3 rRNA genes are annotated in these 5449 nt (G+C 54.9%); all 3 read right to left on the bottom strand.

Annotated features, from left to right (window positions below):
• Window positions 1–2: 2 nt before the first annotated feature.
• The 3 genes from rrf to EFY87_RS19820 all read right to left on the bottom strand — a co-directional run bounded on the left by rrf (window position 3) and on the right by EFY87_RS19820 (window position 5333).
• A 5S ribosomal RNA gene (gene rrf / locus EFY87_RS19830) occupies window positions 3–120 on the bottom strand.
• Window positions 121–323: 203 nt separating this feature from the next.
• Window positions 324–3450 (bottom strand): 23S ribosomal RNA (locus EFY87_RS19825).
• A gap of 354 nt (window positions 3451–3804) precedes the next feature.
• Window positions 3805–5333, bottom strand: a 16S ribosomal RNA gene (locus EFY87_RS19820).
• The 16S, 23S and 5S rRNA genes sit together here, the layout of an rRNA operon.
• Between the last annotated feature and the right edge of the window lie 116 nt (window positions 5334–5449).

The following is a 5449-nucleotide window of genomic DNA, read 5'->3' as shown; positions in this document are numbered from 1 at the left end:
TTGTTCGGCGGTGTCCTACTCTCCCACACCCTACCGAGTGCAGTACCATCGGCGCTGAAGGGCTTAGCTTCCGGGTTCGGGATGTGACCGGGCGTTTCCCACTTCGCTATAACCGCCGTAACCCCACGAAACAACACACACCATGGGGGTTACCATGCTTCCAACACGACACAATATCCACTTATCTCATGCTCGGAAGCACACGCACTGCTACCACACCCCACACACGGTGGGGCGGGTGCCCGGGTGTTGTTTCAGAATCGTACAGTGGACGCGAAACACCAAACATGCAACAGTAAAAACAGTTTTCTGGGTTTAAAGGTTTTGGTAAGTTATCGGCTTATTAGTACCGGTCAGCTCCACACATTACTGCGCTTCCACATCCGGCCTATCAACCCAGTAGTCTAGCTGGGAGCCTCACCACCCACTAAGGGGTGTTGGAAACCTCATCTTGAAGCGTGCTTCCCGCTTAGATGCTTTCAGCGGTTATCACTTCCGAACGTAGCTAATCAGCCGTGCCCTTGGCAGGACAACTGACACACCAGTGGTTCGTCCATCCCGGTCCTCTCGTACTAGGGACAGGTCTTCTCAAGTTTCCTCCGCGCGCAGCGGATAGGGACCGAACTGTCTCACGACGTTCTAAACCCAGCTCGCGTACCGCTTTAATGGGCGAACAGCCCAACCCTTGGGACCTACTCCAGCCCCAGGATGCGACGAGCCGACATCGAGGTGCCAAACCATGCCGTCGATATGAGCTCTTGGGCAAGATCAGCCTGTTATCCCCGGGGTACCTTTTATCCGTTGAGCGACGGCGCTTCCACAAGCCACCGTCGGGTCACTAGTCCCGACTTTCGTCTCTGCTCGACATGTCTGTCTCACAGTCAAGCTCCCTTGTGCACTTACACTCAAAACCTGATTACCAACCAGGCTGAGGGAACCTTTGGGCGCCTCCGTTACCCTTTAGGAGGCAACCGCCCCAGTTAAACTACCCACCAGGCACTGTCCCTGAACCAGATCATGGTCCGAAGTTAGGAGCCCAGAACGACCAGAGTGGTATTTCAACAATGACTCCACACACGCTGGCGCGTGCGCTTCACAGTCTCCCACCTATCCTACACAAGCCGCACCGAACACCAATACCAAGCTATAGTAAAGGTCCCGGGGTCTTTCCGTCCTGCTGCGCGTAACGAGCATCTTTACTCGTAATGCAATTTCGCCGAGTTCGTGGTTGAGACAGTGGAGAAGTCGTTACGCCATTCGTGCAGGTCGGAACTTACCCGACAAGGAATTTCGCTACCTTAGGATGGTTATAGTTACCACCGCCGTTTACTGGCGCTTAAGTTCTCAGCTTCACCCACCAAAGCAGGTTAACCGGTCCCCTTAACGTTCCAGCACCGGGCAGGCGTCAGTCCGTATACATCGAATTACTTCTTCGCACGGACCTGTGTTTTTAGTAAACAGTCGCTTCTCCCTGGTCTCTGCGACCCCCACCCCTAACACGCACAGTGTTTCAGAGTGGAAGGTCCCCCTTCTCCCGAAGTTACGGGGGCATTTTGCCGAATTCCTTAACCACGATTCACTCGATCGCCTTAGTATTCTCTACCTAACCACCTGAGTCGGTTTAGGGTACGGGCGGCTCGAACCTCGCTAGAAGTTTTTCTCGGCAGCATAGGATCACCCTACTTCCCACATTACATGGTCACCATCACGCCTGGGCCTTCACGACCAGCGGATTTACCTACCAGTCAGCTCGCACGCTTGGACGGGGACAACCATCGCCCCGCGGAGGCTACCTTCCTGCGTCACTCCATCGCTTACCTACTACAAGATCGGATCCCACGCTCCCCACACACGCATCACCCCGAAGGGATCAACACGGCAGTTCGGGTGGTTAGCATCCCCTGATTCGATATGGGCGGTCCTTCGCCGGTTCCGGAATATCAACCGGATGTCCATCGACTACGCCTGTCGGCCTCGCCTTAGGTCCCGACTTACCCAGGGCAGATTAGCTTGACCCTGGAACCCTTGGTTATTCGGCGGACGGGTTTCTCACCCGTCATTCGCTACTCATGCCTGCATTCTCACTCGTGTCACCTCCACCCCTGGTTCACACCGGAACTTCACCGGTGACACGACGCTCCCCTACCCAACCACACCCCTGAACAACACAAGTGCTGCTAGGGACATGTGTGATTGCCACAGCTTCGGTGGTGTGCTTGAGCCCCGCTACATTGTCGGCGCGGAATCACTTGACCAGTGAGCTATTACGCACTCTTTAAAGGGTGGCTGCTTCTAAGCCAACCTCCTGGTTGTCACAGCAACTCCACATCCTTTTCCACTTAGCACACGCTTAGGGACCTTAGCTGGTGATCTGGGCTGTTTCCCTCTCGACTACGAACCTTATCGCCCGCAGTCTCACTGCCACGCTTACACTTACCGGCATTCGGAGTTTGGCTGACGTCAGTAACCTGGTGAGGCCCATCAGCCATCCAGTAGCTCTACCTCCGGCAAGAAACACGCAACGCTGCACCTAAATGCATTTCGGGGAGAACCAGCTATCACGGAGTTTGATTGGCCTTTCACCCCTACCCACAGCTCATCCCCTCCATTTTCAACTGAAGTGGGTTCGGTCCTCCACGACGTCTTACCGTCGCTTCAACCTGGCCATGGGTAGATCACTCCGCTTCGGGTCTAGACCCAGCGACTCAAAACGCCCTCTTCGGACTCGCTTTCGCTACGGCTACCCCACACGGGTTAACCTCGCCACTGAGCACTAACTCGCAGGCTCATTCTTCAAAAGGCACGCCATCACCGGAACAACGCCGGCTCTGACGGATTGTAAGCGCATGGTTTCAGGTACTATTTCACTCCCCTCCCGGGGTACTTTTCACCTTTCCCTCACGGTACTAGTCCGCTATCGGTCACCAGGGAATATTTAGGCTTACCAGGTGGTCCTGGCAGATTCACACGAGATTCCACGAGCCCCGTGCTACTCGGGCACACTCTCTAACGCTGCACACCATGTTTCGCCTACGGGACTCCCACCCTCTACGGTTCAGCACTCACCACTGATTCGACTACACGCGCACATCACGCCACCGCACTGTCAGACACGGTACAAAAGGCCCCACAACCCCACAGCTGCAACCCCTGACAGGTATCACACAACCATGGTTTAGCCTCATCCGCTTTCGCTCGCCACTACTCACGGAATCACATATTGTTTTCTCTTCCTGTGGGTACTGAGATGTTTCACTTCCCCACGTTCCCTCCACGCACCCTATGAATTCAGGTACGGGTCACACCACATAACTGGTGCGGGGTTCCCCCATTCGGAAACCCTCGGATCACAGCCCGTTTATCGGCTCCCCGAGGCTTATCGCAGATTACTACGTCCTTCATCGGTTCCTGATGCCAAGGCATCCACCATGCGCCCTTAAAAACTTACACAAAAACAAAACTTACACAAAAACCAGAAAAAATTCTTAAAGCCACAAAGATGCTCGCGTCCACTATACAATTCTCAAACAACACACCAACACCACACCAACCAACCCCACAAAAGGGACCGGCCAGCACAGGCAGCACCAGAAAAAACAACCAACCAGTCGTTCTCTCAGGACCCAACAACGTGTCGACACCCACAAACCCTGCCCGAACCAGTCATTCCACAACACACACTCTTTCAAGCGCATGCCCGTACTCGACCAGCCCACACAAACCTTTGCAGGCACAATGATTGATGATCCACCCATGAGCCACCCCACTGTTCACTCGACAGTGCAGGGTGTTAACGCTCCTTAGAAAGGAGGTGATCCAGCCGCACCTTCCGGTACGGCTACCTTGTTACGACTTAGTCCCAATCGCCAACCCCACCTTCGACCACTCCCCCCAGGAAAACCTGGTTAGGCCATGGGCTTCGGGTGTTACCGACTTTCGTGACTTGACGGGCGGTGTGTACAAGGCCCGGGAACGTATTCACCGCAGCGTTGCTGATCTGCGATTACTAGCGACTCCAACTTCATGGGGTCGAGTTGCAGACCCCAATCCGAACTGAGACCAGTTTTAAGGGATTCGCTCCACCTCACGGCATCGCAACCCTCTGTACCAGCCATTGTAGCATGCGTGAAGCCCAAGACATAAGGGGCATGATGATTTGACGTCATCCCCACCTTCCTCCGAGTTGACCCCGGCAGTCTCCCATGAGTCCCCACCATCACGTGCTGGCAACATGGAACGAGGGTTGCGCTCGTTGCGGGACTTAACCCAACATCTCACGACACGAGCTGACGACAACCATGCACCACCTGTACACCAGCCCAAAGGCTGCACCATCTCTGGCACATTCCGGTGTATGTCAAGCCTTGGTAAGGTTCTTCGCGTTGCATCGAATTAATCCGCATGCTCCGCCGCTTGTGCGGGCCCCCGTCAATTCCTTTGAGTTTTAGCCTTGCGGCCGTACTCCCCAGGCGGGGCGCTTAATGCGTTAGCTACGGCACGGAACTCGTGGAATGAGTCCCACACCTAGCGCCCAACGTTTACGGCATGGACTACCAGGGTATCTAATCCTGTTCGCTCCCCATGCTTTCGCTTCTCAGCGTCAGTAGTGGCCCAGAGACCTGCCTTCGCCATCGGTGTTCCTCCTGATATCTGCGCATTTCACCGCTACACCAGGAATTCCAGTCTCCCCTACCACACTCTAGCCTGCCCGTACCCACCGCAGACCCAGGGTTAAGCCCTGGGCTTTCACGGCAGACGCGACAAACCGCCTACAAGCTCTTTACGCCCAATAATTCCGGACAACGCTCGCACCCTACGTATTACCGCGGCTGCTGGCACGTAGTCAGCCGGTGCTTCTTCTGCAGGTACCGTCACAAAAAGCTTCGTCCCTGCTGAAAGGAGTTTACAACCCGAAGGCCGTCATCCCCCACGCGGCGTCGCTGCATCAGGCTTCCGCCCATTGTGCAATATTCCCCACTGCTGCCTCCCGTAGGAGTCTGGGCCGTGTCTCAGTCCCAGTGTGGCCGGTCACCCTCTCAGGCCGGCTACCCGTCAAAGCCATGGTAGGCCACTACCCCACCATCAAGCTGATAGGCCGCGAGTCCATCCCCCACCACAAAAACTTTCCACACCACACCATGCGGCACAATGTGAATATTCGGTATTAGACCCCGTTTCCAAGGCTTATCCCAAAGAGGAGGGCAGGTTACTCACGTGTTACTCACCCGTTCGCCACTAATCCACCCAAGCAAGCTCAGGCATCATCGTTCGACTTGCATGTGTTAAGCACGCCGCCAGCGTTCGTCCTGAGCCAGGATCAAACTCTCCAAAAAAGAATCCAAAACTGGCAAAAAAAACTGATCAAGAGCAAAAAATGCTACAAAACCAATCAACCAACAAACAATTGGCATCAATCACTCGACACGCTGTTGAGTTCTCAAAAAACGAC

Origin of the sequence: Flexivirga caeni (assembly GCF_003724155.1) — a bacterium.
Taxonomy (GTDB): Bacteria; Actinomycetota; Actinomycetes; order Actinomycetales; family Dermatophilaceae; genus Flexivirga; species Flexivirga caeni.
This window is presented reverse-complemented; position numbering and strand designations above follow the sequence as displayed.